General features: G+C 55.5%; 19 protein-coding genes and 1 pseudogene. 9 read left to right on the top strand and 11 right to left on the bottom strand.

Going from position 1 to position 17,637, the window contains the following annotated elements; translation table 11 throughout:
* Positions 1-58 precede the first annotated feature (58 nt).
* The 5 genes from AC2FJW_RS03975 (at position 59) to AC2FJW_RS03955 (ending at position 5,744) form a co-directional block, all read left to right on the top strand.
* Positions 59-1,021 (top strand): dihydrodipicolinate synthase family protein, encoded by a 963-nt coding sequence (locus AC2FJW_RS03975; RefSeq protein ID WP_496749273.1) that lies wholly within the window; start codon positions 59-61, stop codon positions 1,019-1,021.
* A 9-nt stretch (positions 1,022-1,030) separates the two neighbouring features.
* Positions 1,031-2,569 (top strand): aldehyde dehydrogenase (NADP(+)), encoded by a 1,539-nt coding sequence (locus AC2FJW_RS03970; protein ID WP_496749272.1) that lies wholly within the window; start codon positions 1,031-1,033, stop codon positions 2,567-2,569.
* 198 nt (positions 2,570-2,767) lie between these two features.
* Complete coding sequence (gene dctP / locus AC2FJW_RS03965; RefSeq protein WP_496749271.1) at positions 2,768-3,832, top strand: TRAP transporter substrate-binding protein DctP; 1,065 nt, start codon at positions 2,768-2,770, stop codon at positions 3,830-3,832.
* A 65-nt stretch (positions 3,833-3,897) separates the two neighbouring features.
* Positions 3,898-4,437, top strand: coding sequence for a TRAP transporter small permease subunit (locus tag AC2FJW_RS03960; RefSeq protein WP_142637832.1), 540 nt, complete (start codon positions 3,898-3,900; stop codon positions 4,435-4,437).
* An 11-nt stretch (positions 4,438-4,448) separates the two neighbouring features.
* Entirely contained in the window at positions 4,449-5,744 is a 1,296-nt protein-coding gene (locus AC2FJW_RS03955) for a TRAP transporter large permease (protein ID WP_496749270.1), read from the top strand.
* A gap of 53 nt (positions 5,745-5,797) precedes the next feature.
* Here AC2FJW_RS03955 and AC2FJW_RS03950 read toward each other — a convergent pair whose 3' ends face one another.
* The gene (locus tag AC2FJW_RS03950) at positions 5,798-6,157 is read right to left on the bottom strand and encodes a winged helix-turn-helix transcriptional regulator (RefSeq protein WP_142637835.1); all 360 of its coding nucleotides are present in this window, start codon (positions 6,155-6,157) and stop codon (positions 5,798-5,800) included.
* A gap of 87 nt (positions 6,158-6,244) precedes the next feature.
* Between AC2FJW_RS03950 and AC2FJW_RS03945 the strand changes: the two genes are divergently transcribed.
* Positions 6,245-7,336 (top strand): NAD(P)/FAD-dependent oxidoreductase, encoded by a 1,092-nt coding sequence (locus AC2FJW_RS03945; RefSeq protein ID WP_496749269.1) that lies wholly within the window; start codon positions 6,245-6,247, stop codon positions 7,334-7,336.
* 79 nt (positions 7,337-7,415) lie between these two features.
* On the opposite strand, the gene AC2FJW_RS03940 is transcribed toward AC2FJW_RS03945, so the two are convergent.
* The 4 genes from AC2FJW_RS03940 to AC2FJW_RS03925 form a co-directional block, all read right to left on the bottom strand.
* Complete coding sequence (locus tag AC2FJW_RS03940) at positions 7,416-7,784, bottom strand: c-type cytochrome (protein ID WP_496749268.1); 369 nt, start codon at positions 7,782-7,784, stop codon at positions 7,416-7,418.
* A gap of 77 nt (positions 7,785-7,861) precedes the next feature.
* On the bottom strand, positions 7,862-8,734 hold the full coding sequence (locus AC2FJW_RS03935; protein ID WP_496749267.1) for a CopD family protein: 873 nt from the start codon (positions 8,732-8,734) through the stop codon (positions 7,862-7,864).
* Complete coding sequence (locus AC2FJW_RS03930) at positions 8,731-9,072, bottom strand: copper resistance CopC family protein (RefSeq protein ID WP_496749266.1); 342 nt, start codon at positions 9,070-9,072, stop codon at positions 8,731-8,733. Before AC2FJW_RS03930 ends, AC2FJW_RS03935 begins: the two co-directional genes overlap by 4 nt.
* Before the next feature lie 10 nt (positions 9,073-9,082).
* On the bottom strand, positions 9,083-9,514 hold the full coding sequence (locus tag AC2FJW_RS03925; protein ID WP_496749265.1) for a c-type cytochrome: 432 nt from the start codon (positions 9,512-9,514) through the stop codon (positions 9,083-9,085).
* Between the two features lie 87 nt (positions 9,515-9,601).
* On the opposite strand from AC2FJW_RS03925, the gene AC2FJW_RS03920 reads away from it, so the two are divergent.
* Positions 9,602-9,937, top strand: a complete 336-nt coding sequence (locus AC2FJW_RS03920; RefSeq protein WP_496749264.1) for a hypothetical protein — start codon at positions 9,602-9,604, stop codon at positions 9,935-9,937.
* Positions 9,938-10,649: 712 nt separating this feature from the next.
* On the opposite strand, the gene AC2FJW_RS03915 is transcribed toward AC2FJW_RS03920, so the two are convergent.
* From AC2FJW_RS03915 to AC2FJW_RS03900, 4 genes are all read right to left on the bottom strand, one after another.
* Positions 10,650-11,117 (bottom strand): hypothetical protein, encoded by a 468-nt coding sequence (locus tag AC2FJW_RS03915; RefSeq protein WP_496749263.1) that lies wholly within the window; start codon positions 11,115-11,117, stop codon positions 10,650-10,652.
* 241 nt (positions 11,118-11,358) lie between these two features.
* Entirely contained in the window at positions 11,359-11,748 is a 390-nt protein-coding gene (locus AC2FJW_RS03910; protein ID WP_496693006.1) for a hypothetical protein, read from the bottom strand.
* Positions 11,749-11,794: 46 nt separating this feature from the next.
* Positions 11,795-12,433 (bottom strand): M15 family metallopeptidase, encoded by a 639-nt coding sequence (locus AC2FJW_RS03905; RefSeq protein ID WP_496749262.1) that lies wholly within the window; start codon positions 12,431-12,433, stop codon positions 11,795-11,797.
* A gap of 197 nt (positions 12,434-12,630) precedes the next feature.
* Positions 12,631-13,842, bottom strand: a complete 1,212-nt coding sequence (locus AC2FJW_RS03900; RefSeq protein ID WP_496749261.1) for a caspase family protein — start codon at positions 13,840-13,842, stop codon at positions 12,631-12,633.
* A gap of 367 nt (positions 13,843-14,209) precedes the next feature.
* Between AC2FJW_RS03900 and AC2FJW_RS03895 the strand changes: the two genes are divergently transcribed.
* On the top strand, positions 14,210-14,605 hold the full coding sequence (locus AC2FJW_RS03895; protein WP_496749260.1) for a hypothetical protein: 396 nt from the start codon (positions 14,210-14,212) through the stop codon (positions 14,603-14,605).
* Positions 14,606-14,709: 104 nt separating this feature from the next.
* Here AC2FJW_RS03895 and AC2FJW_RS03890 read toward each other — a convergent pair whose 3' ends face one another.
* Positions 14,710-15,657: a DMT family transporter gene (locus AC2FJW_RS03890; RefSeq protein ID WP_496749259.1), complete on the bottom strand. Its 948-nt coding sequence runs from the start codon at positions 15,655-15,657 to the stop codon at positions 14,710-14,712.
* A gap of 160 nt (positions 15,658-15,817) precedes the next feature.
* Positions 15,818-16,074, bottom strand: a pseudogene (locus AC2FJW_RS03885) (site-specific integrase); the annotation flags it as partial.
* Between the two features lie 143 nt (positions 16,075-16,217).
* Here AC2FJW_RS03885 and ehuR point away from each other — a divergent pair.
* Positions 16,218-17,612, top strand: coding sequence for a MocR-like ectoine utilization transcription factor EhuR (ehuR, locus tag AC2FJW_RS03880; RefSeq protein ID WP_496749258.1), 1,395 nt, complete (start codon positions 16,218-16,220; stop codon positions 17,610-17,612).
* Positions 17,613-17,637 lie beyond the last annotated feature (25 nt).

Genomic DNA, 17,637 nt, shown 5'->3' with positions numbered 1-17,637 from the left:
ATCCCTAACCCGGTGGGGCATTCCCCCGGCCCGGCAATAAAATACGGAGACCCAAATCGTGAACCCGAATGTCTTTTCCGGATGCATCCCGGCCCTGATGACGCCCTGTCGCGCGGATCGCAGTCCTGACTTTGAGGCGCTTGTGCGTAAAGGTCATGAGCTGATCGAGACGGGCATGTCCGCGGTTGTCTATTGTGGCTCGATGGGTGATTGGCCCCTTTTGACCGATGCGCAGCGTATGCAGGGCGTCGAGGCGTTGGTCGGGGCTGGTATCCCGGTGATCGTGGGAACAGGCGCGATCAATTCGGCCTTGGCAATCCAGCATGCCGCACACGCGCAGAAAGTGGGCGCCAGCGGCTTGATGGTCATTCCCCGTGTACTGTCACGCGGCGCGTCCATGACTGCGCAGCGGCACCACTTCAAAGGCATTCTGGCCGCGGCACCGGATCTTCCCGCAGTGATCTACAACAGCCCTTATTACGGATTTACCACCCGTGCGGACCTGTTCTTTGATCTGCGCAAGGATCACCCGAACCTGATCGGATACAAGGAATTCGGCGGCGCCGAAGATCTGCGCTATGCGTCCGAAAACATCACCAGCGGTGATGGCAATGTTTCCCTGATGGTCGGCGTGGATACCGCGGTGTTCCACGGGATCGTGAATTGTGGCGCTACCGGCGCCATCACTGGGATCGGGAATGTGCTGCCCGATGAGATTCTGCATCTGGTGGATTTGTGTCAGGCGGCGGCCAAGGGCGATGCCAACGCGCGTGCCCGAGCGTTGGAGCTTGAGGCGGCTTTGGGCGTTTTGTCGTCCTTCGACGAAGGCACCGATCTTGTGCTCTACTACAAACACTTAATGGTTATGACGGGTCATCCCGAATACACGCATCATTTCAACGAAACAGATGCCCTTACTGACAGCCAGCGCGGCTATGTTGAACAACAGTTCAGACTGTTCCGTACCTGGTACGAGAACTGGAGCAGTCAGGCCGGTTCTTCGGCGCAAAATGCAGCGTGAGGATTGGGTATGTCGTTGAATAATGGATATGTTTTTCGCGGTCAGCACTTGATTGGCGGTCAGTGGGTTGGAGCTGATGAAAGCTTTGCCTCCAGCCCCGTCTCGGGTGAGGGGAGCAACTTTGCTGCGGGAACGCCTGAGTTGGTTGATCAGGCCTGTACCCTGGCCGAGGCCGCCTTTGGAGATTACGCCAATCGCAGCCGAGGGGATCGGGCCAGATTCCTGAATGCTATCGCGGATGAGATCGAGGCCCGTGCCGAGGCCATCACCAGCATTGGCAGTGCAGAAACCGGTCTGCCTGAGATGCGTCTTCAGGGCGAGCGGGGACGCACGGTTGGTCAGTTGCGCATGTTTGCCGAATTCGTCCAGGATGGTGCGTATCTAGAGCGCCGCCATGATCTGGCGATGCCGGATCGCCAACCCGCCCCACGTCCTGACATCAAGATGATGCAGCGCCCGGTTGGCCCGGTGGCTGTTTTTGGCGCTTCGAACTTCCCCTTGGCATTTTCGGTTGCCGGAGGTGACACCGCATCGGCACTGGCCGCAGGTTGCCCGGTCGTGGTCAAAGGCCACCCCGCCCATCCAGGCACCGGCGAAATCGTCGCTGATGCCATTCAAGCGGCGGCCAAGGCGACCGGTATGCCCGACGGCGTATTCTCATTGGTGCAAGGTGGGGACCGCAGCATCGGAGAAGCATTGGTAATGCATCCAGCAATCCGTGCCGTGGGCTTTACCGGTGGGCTGGCCGGAGGCAGGGCGCTGTTTGACCTCTGCACAACGCGCACAGACCCGATCCCGTTCTTTGGTGAATTGGGCTCGGTCAATCCGATGTTTGTTCTTCCAAACGCTATGGCCGCCAGAGGTGAAGAGATCGGCAAAGCCTGGGCGGGGTCAATGACCATGGGGGCAGGGCAGTTTTGCACCAATCCGGGCGTTGCCGTGATCATCACAGGCGATGATGCTGACCAATTTATCGATGCTGCTGCGAGTGCCCTGAGTACAGTGCCGTCACAGACCATGCTGACCGATGGGATTGCCGAGGCATTTCGATCCGGCCAATCGCATTTGGCCGAACATCCCGCCGTGCGCACGATCCATCAAGGTTCCACGGCAGGCCGTTCAGCTGAACCGGCGCTCTTCGAAACCGATGCCGAAGCGTTTCTGGCTGATCCCAGCCTCAGCGAAGAAGTGTTTGGGCCCGCATCGCTGATTGTGCGCGTCGGCTCGGAAAAAGAGATGGTTGCCTTGTCTGCCCAGCTGGACGGGCAACTTACGGCCACGATCCAGATGGATGACAGTGACACCGCGCTGGCGCAGCAACTCTTCCCGATTCTGGAGCGCAAGGCCGGGCGGTTGCTGTTCAACGGCTTCCCAACCGGGGTCGAGGTGGTGGGGTCCATGGTCCACGGGGGGCCTTATCCTGCCAGCACGAATTTCGGCGCGACAAGCGTCGGCACAATGGCCATCCGCCGTTGGCTGCGACCCGTAGCATATCAGAACATGCCCGCCGCACTCAGCCCCGAAGATCTGGAAGGCTCGACGCAATAAGCGGTGAACCACAGGGCTGAGGCTAGAAATTGCCTCGGCCATATCAAAGGCTTTGGCCCCGGTGAACGGGGCCGGGCAGGGACACCCAGATCGGCTGTTCCGTATCATCCGCAACACTCTGCCATAGAAGCAGATCACCGGAAATTCCGCGTCATTCGACGTGCAAAATCGGGCTTTGGCCCATAACAGGAGGACAAGATGAAACTCTTCTCGAACTTTGCCGCCCTGGCGGTAACAGCCACGCTTGCAATGCCCGCAAGCGCCGCAGAAATTGAATGGAAGATGACCGCAGCGATTGGTGAAGGTTCATTCTTTTACCAGAACTTCATGGAACGATTTGCGGCCAATGTAGACACACTGACCGCGGGGCGCATGCATGTCCAACCTTTTGGCGCGGGCGTTCTGGCCCCGGCCTTCAAGGCGTATGAAGTAGTTCAGGACGGCATCGTCGAAGCTGGTCATTCCACGCCGTCTTATCTGGTAAACCAGGACCCGACCAATGCCGTTTTCGCCAGCTTCCCCGGTGGCATGTCCGGCGAGGCGACCCTGCACTGGATCTATGAAGGCGGCGGTGAGCAGATGCTGCAGGATTTCCGCCGCGAAGAAATGGGTCTGCACACGCTGGTCGTTGGGGTCGGTACGTCCGAAGTGATGGCGCATTCGAACGTCAAGATCGAAACAACCAGCGATCTGAAGGGCGTCAAATACCGGACCTCGGGCGCATGGGCCGCTGTTCTACAGGAAAGCTTTGGCGGCGTTCCGACGGTTGTCCCGGGAAATGAAATCTACACTTTGCTGCAGCGTAAGGGTGTGGACGCGGTCGAATGGTCGACACCAGGAGGCAATATCTCTGAAGGTTTCCACGAGGTTGCGCCCTATATGATCATGCCCGGCGTGCATCAGCCGTCCTTTCTGTGGGAAGTCTTCGTCAAACAGGAAACCTGGGATGCTCTGCCCGAGGATATCAAGCTTCAGGTTACCGCAGCGGCCAAGCTGACAACATACGAAAGCTTCACACATTTCGGTCACGCGGACATTCAGGCCATGGCTGCCTTCCGCGACACCAAAGTTGAAATCATCAACATGGTACCAGCGGAATCCGAAAAGATCCGTGCCGCCGGGCGCGATTGGGCCCGTAACCAGGCTGCCAAAAAAGCCGAAGACGGAAGCGCCCGGATGCAAGAGGTTCTGGACAGCTACCTCGCCTATCAAGCGAACTGGGCCGAGAATTCGGGTTATTTGGTTCGCGACAGCGCCGAATAGGCTCTGCCCTGACATTGGTTGGATGACCGGATACTCGTGCCGGTCATCCGTTTCCGGGGACATACATGACCACTATTCTCAGAGTCATCGACGCGATTGCTGGGGCGCTGGCCCTGCTGGGTCGATGCGTAATTTTTGCCCTGATCGTGGCAATGCTGTACGAGGTTGTTGCTCGCTATGCGTTTGGTGCGCCGACGCTTTGGGCGTTTGATATCTCGTACATGCTGAACGGTTCGGTTTTTCTGCTTGGGGCGGCTTATGCCCTGCGCTGTGACGTGCATGTCAGGATCGACTTTCTGTCTCAGCGTATGCCGATGCGGGCGCAGCAGCTGTTGAATGGTGCTGTCTTTCTGTTGGTCATGACACCGATCACGACCATCTTTGCCTGGGTTGCAAGCAAAAAGGCCTGGAAAGCACTGATCACCGGAGAGGTCGAAAGCGTCAGCCCCTGGGCGCCGGTTGTCTGGCCGTTTTACACGGTCATCGCCGTTGGTCTGGCGGCCTTGGCGCTGCAATTCCTGGCTGAGGCGATCAAGTTGCTTTCGGGGCGCAAGAACCCTGGTGAGGCACCGGGCGAACTGGACGGCATGGAAGAAAACCAATGACACCATTACTGATGTTTGCAGCCCTTTTTGTGCTGGTCTTTGCTGGAGTGCCGGTGGCCTTTTCGCTCATCATCATCTCCGTCGCCTTTGGCTACATGGTGTTCGGTGAGCTGATCTTTTTGCAGCTTTATGGTCCGCTGCTTCATACGGCTTCGAATTTCGTACTGGCAGCAATCCCTCTGTTCATTTTCATGGGGGCGATACTTGAGCGTTCGGGGATCGCGAAACGCCTGTTCTTTGCACTGCAGTTGTGGCTGGGCGGCTTGCCCGGTGGATTGGCGCTGTCGACGATTGCAATGTGCGCGGTTTTCGCCGCCGCATCCGGCGTTGTAGGCGCGGTCGAGATAGTTGTGGGGTTGATGGCCATCCCAGCCATGACCAAAGCGGGTTATCGTAATGACCTCATCGCGGGAACAATCTGTGCAGGGGGCTCACTGGGGACAATAATTCCACCCTCGGTCATTGTGGTCGTCTATGCGTCGATTGCGCAGCTGTCGATTGGCAAGCTGTTTGCCGCATCTATCCTGCCCGGCTTGCTGATGGTGGTGTTCTTCGTGCTTTATATTTTGGTGCGCAGCATGGTCCGACCTGCTGACGCTCCTCCGTTGCCACAGGCAGAGCGCGCGATGCCAACCGGTCGTAAGATGAAGGTGACGTTGACGGCATTGTTGCCCCCGCTGGCATTGATTGTCCTGGTGCTGGGCTCGCTTCTGGCCGGTGTTGCCTCGGCCACCGAAGCTGCCGCAGTCGGGGCCGCCGGTACGATCCTGTTGGCTTTGATGTTTCGGGAACTAAACCTGAAACTGATGTCCGAGGCACTGAATGTGACCCTGCGCATCACCGCTATGATCATGTTGATCGTGGCCGGAGGCACGATGTTCACCAGCATCTTTGCGGTCACCGGTGGCGGACAGCTGGTGCGCGCTACCGTTGCCGGGATCGGGTATGGCAATGCCGGTATCATCGCATTCTTTTTGTTGGTGGTCTTTTTCGCGGGCTTTGTACTGGACTGGGTGTCGATCGTTCTGATTTTCATTCCGATCTTTGCCCCGATCGTGAAATCCGCCGGAATTGATCCGATCTGGTTTGCCATGATGGTTCTAGTGGTGATTCAGACTTCGTATCTGACACCGCCAATGGCACCGTCGATTTTCTATCTTCGATCAATTGCTCCGCGTGACATGAGCTATGGGCAGATGTATCGCGGCGTGTTGCCCTTTGTAGGGGCGCAAATGCTGGTTCTTGTGGTCATCATCCTGATCCCCGAAGTGGCGACATGGTTGCCAGAGATATTGGTCGGGCTTTGACTTAGATCTTGGTCTTGCCCCTTCAGATGCCTGGCCCTGTTCAATGGGCTAGGTCATCGCCCTAGTTGTTTCGAAAGATCTTTCGGTTCCGGTAACTTGTCCGCATTCTGCGCCGCCCATTGATGCATCTCATACAGCAGTGGAAGCAGGCTTTGACCCAGAGGTGTGAGGCTGTATTCGACATGCGGCGGTATGGTCTTGAAGTCTTTGCGAGAGACAAAGCCCGTCGTCTGCAACTCGGTCAGCTGGCGCGTCAACGTTCGATGCGTGATGCGTCCGAGGTTTCGCTGAAGCTGGTTGAACCGGCAGTCCCCCTGCGAAAGCCAGTAGATGATCAACAGCTTCCATCGACCTGAGATTGCCGAGATCAATGCTTCGATCTGACAATGATCCTCTAACTCATCATGTTTCAAGGCAGTATCCTAGATGACCGTACTTGTTCGTGTGAACGTGCAATTTTAGATAGGGGTCAGAACGTTATGCCGCAACGGGGGGACCCAATGGCGAAGAAGAAAATTGTGATCATTGGCGGGGGCTATGTCGGGTTTGAAGTTGCCCGGGAACTGGACGCTTGCGCGGACGTCACCCTGATCGAGCAACGCGAAGCGTTCGTGCATCCGCCTGCAGCGATCCGCGCGCTGGTTGAACCCGCCTTGCTGGACCAGATCATCCTGCCATACGACAATCTGCTGCAATCGGGTAAGGTCGTGCGCGGGCGCGCCGTTTCGGTTTCTGAAACCGAGGTCACTTTAGAATCTGGAGCTGTCTTTCCGGCGGACTATATCCTGATCGCCACCGGATCATCCTATGCAGCGCCGTTCAAGCCGTCGGGTGGCAGCATTGCGGATTTTCAGCAAGCGAGCAAAGACGTCAGCGCGCAACTGGCCAAGGCGAATTCAGTTGTGATCGTAGGGGCAGGCGCTGTCGGGACAGAGCTTGCGGGCGAAACCGCCTCGGCACATCCGGGTAAATCCATCACCCTGGTTTCGTCGGATGATACCTTGTTTCCCAAATACCCGGCCAAGCTAGGCGCGCAGCTCAAAGGTAAATTGGAACGGCTGGGCGTCACTGTCATTCTCGGCCAGAGGGCGCAGGATTTACGCCATTTGGATCGGCCCTACGAAGGATCCGTGAGCTTGACCGACGGTAGGGTGATTGCGGCAGATCTTATATTTCCGGTGGTTGGATCGAAACCCCAATCGTCTTTGGTTCAAAGCCTTCCGGGCGTGTCGACTGATGCATTGGGTAGGGTCAAAACCGACAAATGGTTGCGACCGTCAAGCTATCCGAATGTCTTCGTCGGCGGTGACATTGCCGACATTGGCGACGGAATGACAATCGTAGCAACGGCACGGCAGAATCCGTGGCTGATCAAAACGCTTAAGAAAGTAATCGAGGGCGCACCCGTCGAAAGTCAGAAACCCTACGCGCCCTGGAAAAAAGCACCCATTCTGGTGCCCCTTGGGCCGGTCATCGGCAGCAGCTGGCTTTTTGTGACAGTGGGTGACTGGATCACACGCAAGATAAAGGGGAAAGATATTTTCATTCCCAAATATCGAAAGGCTTTTGGGATTTCGAGCTCGGGAAAATAGTTCCTACTGAGCATTGCGATTTGCCAACGTTCAGGCATCCCACTCGGATGATATCTGTGACATTCGTGTTGGCCTGCCTCTAGTCGTGTGCGAGGTTGCGACTGGCTTGTACCTGCTGAATATCTTTCGGCCATGTGGAACGGATATAAGCTAGAACATCCCATATGCCGTCATCAGTCAAAGTGCCGTCGAAACCCGGCATGCCACCGTTGAAATTCTTGACGCCGCGTGCGGCCAGTGTCTTTGCACCGCCGAATTTGGTGTAGTCAAACAAAAGCAGGCTATCATGGTGCCATGTGTGCCCGGTCACGTCATGTGGTGGCGCAGGCATCACACCGTCTTCACCCGGTGTTTGCCAGTTGGGTTGGCCTTCCAGGTTAACGCCGTGGCACGCGGCGCATTGATCTACGTAGAGCCTCTGTCCATTCGCCACGTCTCTGTCTGTCAACGTATGATCCGCGGCAACGCTGGAATAAATGCTGCATAGGACCAATATAAATAAGTGCCTGGTCATCTCCACCCACCTCAATTCGGAAGCGTCAGAACGGTTGTTAGTGTCGCCGTAGTTGTCAGCACCGCCAGAACGATCAGCGCCTCAACTTCGATGGATCGGGCGAGGTGCTGCGCTGCCTTGGTATCTCCGTCCAGCATTGCCGGAACAAATCGAAGCTTGTTCGCGGCGGCTAGGATCAATAGCAGCCCTACAAATAGTACTTTGAGCAACAGGGCCTGCCCATAACCAGTGGAGATGAGCGCTCGGAGATCACCAACAAGCAACCAAGCCATCCAGAAACCTGCGGCAATCAATGCGGGTACCATCAGTGTCGCAGCTTGGCCAAACCTATGCCCAAGTGCAGCGGCGTCTGCAATTTGCTCAGGTTGAAGAGCCATACTCCGCAGCGGGCTGAAGATGCCTACCCAGAAGGCTACACAGAGCAGGTGTGCTAGTAACAAGAGTTTGGTACCAAAATTCTCCAGATCCGATAGGTGCCCGATCTGTGCAAAGGACCACAGAGCCATCGTGCCACCCACAAGTGCGATCCCTAAACCAAAGCGCGGAACAGACAATCCGACAAGGATCATTGCAGCGCCCATCACTCGAAAAACAAATACATCGCCTACGGATGTCTGCCAGAGTAATCCAAGCATTTCGGGGTCGACCAGCCCATCCGCTCCGCCCGTCAAGAGGGCTCCACGAAGCATGAATCCCAGTGCCGTTGCAATGAGAGCAAGCCATGCCAAGGCCATGGATTGGCGTTTCATCGCCAGGCTTATCGGTGTGACCAAGCTGGAATAGAGACACTTAACGACCACAAGGCCAGTGGCCCCCGCAAAGCCGATATAGAGTGCTAGCTTTGCGAGGATTGCAGCAATTCCCCAGATGTCTGGCATGCTCATTCCACAGTAAAGGTAAACGCGCCCTGCATCGCATGACCGTCCTCACCTAAACCGCGCCACTCGATGACATAGGTGCCCGCGCCATTGCCTGGCAGTGGAATTTTGAACTTCTGAGCAAATCTTGCCTGGTCGCCCAAATCCAGTCGTACTGCCCCGTGTTCTTCGTGTGCCATCTCTATCCGGGTCAGCCGGATGTCTTTCGAGAAATTGAGGCCAACTTCAGCAGGCACAGTCGTTACTGTGGTTCCGTCTGCAGGTGTTGTTTCTGTGACCTTGGAATGCGCCAGCGCAAAATTGGGGAGCGCAGCCAAGAGTATAAGCATTACAATCTTCTTCATGGGGCTATCCTCAATTTATTCCGTTGGCGCGCTGTATTTCACGAATGTAGGCGATCACCATAGCGACGTCACCTCGCGTCAAGCCGTCGACGGGTGGCATGTCTCCAAACTGCCAATGGTGACTTCTTACACCCTGTGAAACCGCCCTCTGAAACGCTTCATCAGCGTGGTGACTAGGTTCGTATATCTTGTGGATCAGTGGCGGTCCTGCGCCGTCAATTCCGACCGCATTGACACCGTGGCAAGTGGCACAGGAGGCATCAAAGACCCGCTGGCCGATTGCTGCTTTGCCCTCAATAGGTGGCATCTGAATTGCGACAGGGCCGTCTCTTGAAACTGTCGCCTGGGGGCTGGCTTCTTCGATTGGGTCTGAACGAAAAACTATGAAAGCGGCAACAGCCGAGACGACGCAAGCGCCGATTAACAAGTGACTTTTCTTCATGGGTTGAACCTGACTTTGTAGAAGCTGGAAGTGCTGCGGCACATCGCAAACAGCCGCAAGGGCCGGTCACTTAGGCGCGCGCGGATCTTGGCAGATTCAAAGGTCAGGGGGTCTGTAGGGGCTATCTGGTTCAGTCAACTTGGATTGGGATCCAATCTGGAACTCTCGGTCAAGCTGATATTGATTCCACACGACTTGGCTGTTCTGCGAGATCAGTACGACGGCTTGGCAAAGCAAGGGGTTACACTCTCCGGTATCGGCATTATCCGTGTCGTGATGGCTGCTTTGGGCCGAGATTTCAGGGATGCTTTTCACCGCGGCGGAGTGTTCCGCCGATTGCATATGGTCCCCGCAGTGAAGCCCGACGCAGGCATGAGACTCGCCACCAAATCCGGCCAGAATGACCAGAAGACTCGTCAATAGCGCAAATGTGTATCGTCGGATGACCATGATTCCGGACGCTAATGCAGCGGAACACACAAGACAACGCCTGCAGCTTCATTATGCGCCACGCCGTTCTAAAGGAAATTACAACGCTGATTTTCGTAATGGGGCATTCCCCGCTCTTGTCCGGCGCGCGATTCTCATCAAATGCAGAGAGTCCGGGTCTATTTTGATTTCTATCAGTCGGGCCTAGCAACTGATTAGCGGCCAAACGGCAACACAGGTCGCAACAGTGTCAACGCCGACGATCGGATAGTAGAGGAACTTACTCTGGGATTCAGTGGTCGCATCAATCTTCTGGAAGGTTAGTCACATCGTATTTGCATTGTGCATTGGCCTTTGTTCGATTTGCTGCATTTCAATCCGTCGAATAGTCGAGGTCTTCTCGCCACTCTCGCAGCAAATACTCCAAGTCGGAAATATGGTTTCCCAAGACCTTCTCATCGACGCGTGAGTTTGTGTATTGATCCAGATGTTGTAACTGCCCTTGCTGGCGAGAGCATCGGTCTGGCCAGCTACCGGCGATATTCTGGCGAAACTCATGTCTGACGCGCTGCGGTGTCTGGCTGGGGTGGGCAGCGCTGGTTGCGAACGTAGCATCGCGCGCGGGTGGGGAATGTCTCTTTTGGGCCGACCTTATCTTTATTGGGAAAAGTTGGTCCTCAGTATATGCGCCGTTTCGTGACGTCGTTCATGGGCTTGCAAAGCTGATTGCCAGCGCTTCTACCGCGTCCCCGTAGGTTGGGTATAGACCGGCGCGTTGTTCAAAGGCGTAGGCCTGAAAATAGTCCCAAAATAAGGTCACTTCTGTTCCAAAATAGTCTTTGAGCAAAGGAGTATTGCAAAGGTCGGCACGTAAACAAAATTCAACCTCGCTGAAAAACACAACTACTGTGTCGATCTGCGCTTCGATTTCTTTGAGTGTATCTGCATCGCCTGTTTTGAGATTTTCCAATAGGTTCGCACCGATCTGCTTACGGGCCAGTTGCCGTGCTCGCTCGGGCAAGTCCGCGGGTACTTCGCCCGCAGCTTTGATTGCGGGGATCAGAACGTTGCCTAGTTGGGTGTATGTTTCGCGTGCACCGGTTTTCTGCCAGTCCGACATCAACTCGATGGAGCGCTCCTTTTTTGTGTCGAGGTAGCCCTGATAGAAGTTCAACGCCGAGACCCCGGCCGAGGCGGCAATAGCGATCAGTGACAAAAGGCGAAAGGTGCTCTCAATTCGTTCCCATGCGGTTTTAGGCGCGGGGGCCGTGTCGGCGGTGGCAATTCGGCGGCCAAGCGGGCCGTCGTCTCCTGGTTCGACATCCTCGTCCGCCTGTACAGATTCAAGAACACCGGAAAGTTCGGCTGCGCCCGGGTCCAGATCATTGGAACGCGTACGCCTAATCGACCGTTTGTCAGTTGGAGCAGTCAACGCGGACCTCAAATGTCAGTGTTTTGTCCTTTTCGAATTGCGCGGTTTCGACCTCGCGCGCAAGACAATCAAGCGCCGGTTCGGGTATTAGAAACGCCTGGTCCAGCTGCACCGGCCCCCCTCCATCGGTTTGCACGTCCGGAAGCGCAGTCGCACTGCGATCTAAACCACATGCGGACAAATCAACAAGGTGCACCTCTGAGTTGTTCTGTGATGCCGCCAAGCGTTCGTCGTTCAGCCGCTTGAGATAGCATTTCGCGAGCAGTTCGTTCAAAGTGACCTTTTCGGCGCAAAACCCGCAATCCGCAAAAACCGGCGGTGCGACGAGGGCACACGCGATGCAAATGGAGGCCGCTGATGTCAGGTTCTTCATTGTGTGTGTCCACCCAGGAGTCTTGACAGACAAGGATAAGCGCGACTCAGTTGTTTTGTGAACCCGTTTTGAGGCGTGCGTATAAGATGAGTTCGGGTCGGTACTCAAAGTGCATTCCATCGAAGTGGTGCCATTTGCCTCCCCAGATAAACCCAAAGCGTTCCATTTGCTGAACGAGCGCAACTGGGTATTGATTTTCGTAGGCCCCGGCGTTGCCTTCAGGAGCGCCTGACCAGCGCCAATAGCCGCCAAGCTGCGTGTTGAAGTCGACCGCGATACCAAAACTGTGCGCGCTTAGCCGTGGCGTGCCAGCGATACGGCGCCAGTTAAAGCTTCCGCCGACTTGGGTGAAATATGGGTCAAAATCCTCACCACTGGCAGCCATCGCATCGAACGCAGCTTGTAATTGATGTGCAGCGCAGTGGTGGCTGTTCAAGGCAAAACGGGCGCGGCGCTTCGGCCCCTGGTATTCTGCGCGCCAGAGCCGGGCTGCAACCTGAGTTTCTGTTTGCCCATAAAGTGCGCGGAAGAAGGCGTCGTTGCGGGCGCGGCCTGGGTCGAACCAGGGTGTGTCACGCGCCGCGAGGTCAAAGGCCAACGGATAAATCTGCGCGAACTGGTCGATGATGGAGGCTTCCGCCAGCCGTTCCTTCGGTGGACCGTTATGGGCCGCGCCAAGTGGCAACGTCTGGCCGCCCGTTGTTAGCGTTTTCGCTGCTTCGTCGACGGTCAGGCCGGGATATGCGGTCTCAAGTGCTGTGGCGATTGCGGACCGACCCTGCGGTAATGGCATCGCCAGAAAATCGCGGGGGACGCAGCCATCTGCACGCGCAAAACTCGGCAAGAGTCCAAGCGCAAGAGAGACAGCGACTAGCCGCGATATTAGCATCCATTGGCCCTTTCGAGCGCTTGCAGACGCTGCACCTCGCCTTGTTCGGCTGCTGTCAGGCGCGGGTTTCGAGTGGTGCATTGGCTTGTGTCAAAGGCAGCCCGCGCACGTGTGGACTGAAAGCAGAAGCCGTTGTTATGAAAGATGAGGTTGCGCGAGTACCAAAGCTGTTCGCAGGTGCTGGGCGGCGAAGGCACTGGTGCCACGGCCCTTTCGGCGGGTTGGGTAGCGGCACTGAGCGTGTCGATCCGATCCTGAGCAGCGGCGGCATAGATGGGGCAGCCCGCGTGCATGGTCATGAACGCCTCCAGCGCGGAGGTGCTGGACGTGGTTTGTAGCACCTCCCAGTCAGCGCGTGCCGCGTCGCATGGGCTGATCTGAGGGGCAGAGGGTTGGGGCGTTGGAACCGCTACTGGGAGCGGGGCGGGGCCGCCGCGCTCAAAGGTAAATGTGCCCTGTAGCTGGTCGTAGTAAGCTGGGAACTGGTTGTGGTTCACACTGGCAGCCAGTTGACGCACGTCGGTCCGCACAAGGCGCACTAGCTCGTTCAAAGGTAGGCCGGGTGTGGTCATCCGCTCCAGCAGGGAGCGAGTGAAGACCGAGTTGGGGTTTGGGTCATTGTCCGACAGTCGGTCCAGCGCAGTCTGGCCTGTACCGGCGGAAAAGAGGACGAAGGCCCCTTCGGCCGGCTCCATTCGCGATAGCCCGCTCGAGCGGCCCACGGACCGGGTACCTTGGGTAGGGAATGGGTTGTCGCGGCAGGCATCTAGTATCACCAGTGCCACGCGCGCACCGCGGGACTGGATTACATCAAGGATCTGGTCAGCAGCGATGCTTTCGCCGGTCACAAAATCTTCTTCGCCCGGACGCACTTGGGGTACGTCGGTGGGCAGCAGGTAATTGCGACCTCCTACTTCGATGCCGTGTCCTGCAAAGTAGAACACGACCTCGTCGCCAGGACTGATCTGGCGAGAGAAATCTACAAGGCCGCGCCGCAGGTCCAGCCGCTCGGGGTCGATCAGTTCGGTGACCACAAATCCGAGTTCGCTCAGCGTGGCAGAGACGGCTCGAGCGTCATTGCCTGCCTTTTGCAGGTCGTTAATATTTTCATAGCTGTCGATCCCAATAACCATCGCCAGCCGTTCCTCGGCAGTGGCGAGCGAACCGCATAGCAGTGTGGCGGCGATCCACATAAATAAACGCAAAACGGTCTCCTTAACGTTTGTCGTACCGCTCTGAATTTAAGGCTAACGTGTGTGTGAGGTCGTGTCCAACTTCACCTAGAAAGCCGGGCGGAGCGTTGTCCACATTTTTGACAATGTCGACATCCAGAGAAATGGATGATGCAAATCTTTGCTTTCGCTGCTGCGCTGAAGTTGGATGTCCGCTCCGACGCGCAGAATCTCACTGGAACCAGCCAAGTTCCAGCCGTGCGGTGCCATTAATTTGGGGCAACGTAGTGGTTTGAGGGTGCCGGTGTTTCTGCTTCTTTGATCTGCGTTCAGACGCGCTTATTGAGAACTTTGAACCAAAGATATATTTTGACCGGATTGCGAACGAAAAGGAAAGTTCATGATCAGAACTACTGCACTGACGCTCTTAGCTCTCCTCTCGGCAACCTCGGCATTCGCAACTGTCGGGCTGTATTGCGAGGCCCCTGATGGATCAGGCGCTGTATTTGATGTCGGATTGGGAACTGTCCCTGGTCTCGCAGTTGTAAGCGCGACCATTCACACAGACGGCAAACACTGGAGCCTTACTGAAGTCGATGGTGCGATACCAATCATCGTGGCACAGGGGGCCGATGTCGATATGCGTACTGTAATCGACTTTGCCGATCCCGAATACAGTCAGATCGTTGCCTCGGTTCGATTGATAACCGCTGTCGAAGGAGACAAATCCGTCACTGTAGGCACGCTCACGATTCCGGAAATCGGTGCCTTCCCGCTGGTTTGCGAAGGGCCGTAGCCGTTCGATGTTGTGCAATGTACCGGGGGCTAGCTCGGCGGAAGCGGTGATCCCAAATTCTGCTTTGCTCAAATGTCTGAAATGGGCCGCGAGAGAGAGTAGTTTTAGATTGGGGGTGCTGCACGTTCTGTGACCAATTGTCTGGCTACGACTCTTTCGCGATGAATCATGTACAGCCCTGCACTGATGATGATTGTAATACCAAGTAGGCTAAGCGTGTTCGGGAAGTCATTGAAGACAAGATAGCCGAACAGGGTCGCAACAGGCAGCTCAAAGTACTGCAAAGGCGCCAATGTGGCCGAAGGTGCGAACGAAAGCGCATAGGTCATCATCATGTGGCTCACCGTTGCAAAAAAACCAGCTCCCAAAAGCCACAACAAAGCGATGTCTGTCGGCCAAACAGGATCGAACAGCTCCGAACCAGAGCCTTGCGCAAATATTAAGATTGGAATGGAAAACAGGCTGGCAATCAGGCCAGTGTGGAATTGCAGAACCACGGGATGCATCCGACGCGACAATCCTCGCGTCACAAGAATGTAGAAAGCGAAAGCAACTGCCGTACCAAGCGGAATTATTGCAACCGCGCCGAAGGCCGCGAAACTGGGCTGGATGACGAACATTACCCCAACAAACCCGACAAGAGCTGCCCCGACACGACGCGGACCTACGTCTTCACCAAGGTAAAACTTACCAACCAACAAGACAATGAACGGGGCCACAAACACGATTGCCAACGCATCGGCGAGTGGCATCACACGGATGGCAGCAATGAAGCAAAAAGTTGCGAACAGCAAAAGTAATGAGCGGAATGCGAGTACGATCAATTTGCCTCGCGCTACATGCAACGACAGCCCCATTATCCAGACGAACGGGGCCATCAACACGCACTGCACTACAAAGCGAGCAGCCGTAATCTGCCCAACTGGTACGCTAGCCGACGCGAGTTTTGCAGCTACGTCCAGCAAAGGAGCGGTGAGGCAAAATCCAAGCATCAGTGCAACTCCTGCAAGGATGCGATCCGTAGATTGAGGTATGGAATCAGCCGAGGACATCTCATCTTGTAGAAACGTCGCTAAACGCGTGTCTGTTCTCTATGCGACGCGGAGCAAAAATCCCTCAACTTGCGAGTTGGGGGTGGGTTAGAATTTGCGCAAGCAACGAACAGCAGGTTCGATGAGATGCGCAGTAGCAGATGGCCGGTTCAAAATTGGTCTACAAGCTCTTGATCTCGATTGCTGCTGCGATGGCAAAGGCGTCTTCAAGCTCGACGCTTAGATGCCGAGCCGTGCTTACCATCTTTGCATGACCCAAGAGCAGCTGAATCGCCCGAAGATTTCCTGTCTTTTCTTGTAGAACTGCGTGACTTTGGTTCGGCGCATTGAAGGAGTTCCGTAGGCGCTGGCCTCGAAGCCAATGGGCTTCATCCAGTCCCGGACAATCCGCGCATACTGGCGTGTTGAGATGTGCAGGAAAACCAAGTGATAGATCCACGGTCACAGCAATTTCTTTCTTTTCAAGGGAGACACATACAAAAAGCTGTAATTCCGACCCCTGTGAAGCTCTTTGTGATTGATCTGCTTGTCCGCGAATTCGAATTGGTTACTATTGTCGCATGACAAATTGGAAACCATCCCGAGATACGCTGAGTTCACCGCTGCATACGAGCCTTGCCACGATGATTGCAGGCGCGATCGAAGACGGCAGTTTGTCACCGGGACAGAAATTACCAACACACCGGAAACTGGCCGATGACCTGAGGTTGAGCGTTAATACCGTCAGCAAAGCTTACGACATTCTGCGTCGCCAAAACCTGATCGATGGTCAGATTGGGCGTGGCAGCTATGTTGTCGACACTGACAAAACCGACGGACAGCCATTCAAGTTGGAGTCAGAACCTCGAAACTTGTTCGACATGTCGATTTCGCGCCCCTTGTTTAATGGCCTGCATGTTGAGGCGATGCAATCAACGCTGAGGACTTTGCATGCCGGGCTCGACCCGGCCATATATCTTTCTACACGCCCGAATGTAGGCCACGAAACTCACCGAAAAACGGGAGTCAAATGGCTTTCACATTGCGGCCTTGAGACAAATGCAGATTCAGTCCTCATGACGAACGGGGTAACGCATGGAATGTCGGCAGCAATGTCTGCGATATTGCGTCCTGGCGACGTCATTCTGTCAGATATGGTCACGCATCACCTCTTGGTTTCGAGTGTCGCATATTTCGGATACCGACATGTTGGCCTTGAAACTGATGAGCACGGAATCCTGCCCGATGCATTGGAAAAAGCGTGCGTTGATAAGTCCCCTAAAGCATTGTATTTATTGCCATCTCTTGCCAACCCTAATGTACATATGATGCCAGAGGAACGTCGGCGCCAAATTGCTGCAATCGCCCGCAAACATAGGCTGCATATTATTGAAAACGATGCGTTTGGTCCGGTCGCAGCGGATCGCCAGCCGCCTGTTTCGATGTTCGCATCAGAACTGTCGGTCTACCTGACAACGTTCACCAAATGCACGGTCAGCGGGTTGCGTGCGGGTTATGCCGTTGCTCCGGACCATTTGCTTCCTGCATTGACAGCGAGACTGATTGTATTTGGTTGGATGGCAACGCCGCTGATCTGCGAACTTGCCTCACGCTGGGTGGAAGATGGCACAGCACAAGCGCTGGCGGATTGGCAGCGCGCGGAAATTGCCAAGCGGTATCATATAGCAACGCAAGAGCTTGCTGGTTTTAAATGGACGGGCCATCCGGCCAGTTTGCATCTTTGGTTGCAGCTCCCTCCAGATTGGGATTCCAACAGTTTTGTCGCCCATGCCCGCGAACTAAATGTTGCGGTGTCCCCTGAAAGCCCATTCCTTTCTCCCAAGGCTACCGCAACAAATGCAGTGCGCATTTCGGTGGGAAGCATTCGCGAAATCGAACGTTTTCGCCAAGCTCTGAAGCTTCTGGCCGGTTTACTTTTGCGCCCACGCGAGCCTTTGCCGCAATTCGCTTATTAGAATGTAGCGCAACAATATAATAATT

The organism is Ruegeria sp. CDSA020, from assembly GCF_059612345.1.
The sequence above is the reverse complement of the archived record's forward strand: the minus strand, read 5'-3'. Positions and strand labels throughout refer to the sequence as shown.

Bases quoted from the DNA above. Each gene is read 5' to 3' on its own strand.
- AC2FJW_RS03970 (WP_496749272.1), top strand. From the start codon at position 1,031: ATGTCGTTGAATAATGGATATGTTTTTCGCGGTCAGCACTTGATTGGC.
- dctP (WP_496749271.1), top strand. From the start codon at position 2,768: ATGAAACTCTTCTCGAACTTTGCCGCCCTGGCGGTAACAGCCACGCTT.
- AC2FJW_RS03960 (WP_142637832.1), top strand. From the start codon at position 3,898: ATGACCACTATTCTCAGAGTCATCGACGCGATTGCTGGGGCGCTGGCC.
- AC2FJW_RS03955 (WP_496749270.1), top strand. From the start codon at position 4,449: ATGTTTGCAGCCCTTTTTGTGCTGGTCTTTGCTGGAGTGCCGGTGGCC.
- AC2FJW_RS03945 (WP_496749269.1), top strand. From the start codon at position 6,245: ATGGCGAAGAAGAAAATTGTGATCATTGGCGGGGGCTATGTCGGGTTT.
- AC2FJW_RS03935 (WP_496749267.1), bottom strand. From the start codon at position 8,734: ATGAGCATGCCAGACATCTGGGGAATTGCTGCAATCCTCGCAAAGCTA.
- AC2FJW_RS03930 (WP_496749266.1), bottom strand. From the start codon at position 9,072: ATGAAGAAGATTGTAATGCTTATACTCTTGGCTGCGCTCCCCAATTTT.
- AC2FJW_RS03925 (WP_496749265.1), bottom strand. From the start codon at position 9,514: ATGAAGAAAAGTCACTTGTTAATCGGCGCTTGCGTCGTCTCGGCTGTT.
- AC2FJW_RS03910 (WP_496693006.1), bottom strand. From the start codon at position 11,748: ATGAAGAACCTGACATCAGCGGCCTCCATTTGCATCGCGTGTGCCCTC.
- AC2FJW_RS03895 (WP_496749260.1), top strand. From the start codon at position 14,210: ATGATCAGAACTACTGCACTGACGCTCTTAGCTCTCCTCTCGGCAACC.
- AC2FJW_RS03890 (WP_496749259.1), bottom strand. From the start codon at position 15,657: ATGTCCTCGGCTGATTCCATACCTCAATCTACGGATCGCATCCTTGCA.
- ehuR (WP_496749258.1), top strand. From the start codon at position 16,218: ATGACAAATTGGAAACCATCCCGAGATACGCTGAGTTCACCGCTGCAT.